The sequence below is a fragment of the Mycobacterium sp. AT1 genome (assembly GCF_002043095.1).
Taxonomy (GTDB): Bacteria; Actinomycetota; Actinomycetes; order Mycobacteriales; family Mycobacteriaceae; genus Mycobacterium.
Window position 1 is genome coordinate 1 of sequence record NZ_MVOC01000085.1, and the last position, 798, is coordinate 798.

Below are 798 nucleotides of genomic sequence, written 5' to 3' on the forward strand. Positions count from 1 at the left end.
GACGTGATGGTGTTGCGTGCTGAGGTGGACTTCATGGAGGCCGCCGGGGCGACGAGCCCGGCGACGTTGTACCCACCGCCGGCCCACGGGTGGGAGGACCTCGACGAACCGGCCCGCGCCGTGGTGTCGACGATCACCGCCAGCATGAAGTCCGTGCAGGTGCTCACCGTCGGACCCGACGCCGACAAGCACGCCGCCCTGGCCGCGGTCGCGGCCGCCGTCACCGGCGAGGGCAAGCACGTCCTGGCGATGCCGGCCACCGACGCCGCGACCGCCTTCGCCGACACCCACCGCTACGCCGAACGACTCACCGACCCGGCCACCACCCGCCGGCGCCTCGACAACGGGGAATGGACCATCCCACCGGGCAACCTGCTGGTCATCGACGACGCCGACCACCTCGACCCGAAACAGTTGCGCTACTTCACCGAACACGCCGCCCGCGCCAACACCAAGCTCCTGCTGGTGCACACCCCCACCGAGGGCCGCACCCCCGCCCACAGCCTCGTCGACGCTCTCGCCGACAACCTGCCCTGGGCTCAGCAGCTCGGCACCCCCACCAGTCGCGAGACCGCCATCGGACGCGCCGAAACCCACCTCGCCGACCAGGAACCGGTCACCGCCGAGGACCGCGACGCCGCCGAACTCCTCGCCCGCCGCGACACCCTCCGCGCCACCCAGCACGCCCAGTTCAAACCCCGCCTCACCACCCGCGCCCAGGAACACACCCGCGACCACGGCATCGACCTCTAACGCGGCCTACGCACGCGACTGCGCGACTGACGAGGCAGTCGACCC

1 protein-coding gene is annotated in these 798 nt (G+C 71.9%); it reads left to right on the top strand.

Annotated elements, in window-relative coordinates:
* Positions 1–753, top strand: a 753-nt coding sequence (locus B1790_RS31800) for an AAA family ATPase (protein ID WP_158083908.1), incomplete at its 5' end; no start/stop codon positions are given.
* Positions 754–798: the final 45 nt, after the last annotated feature.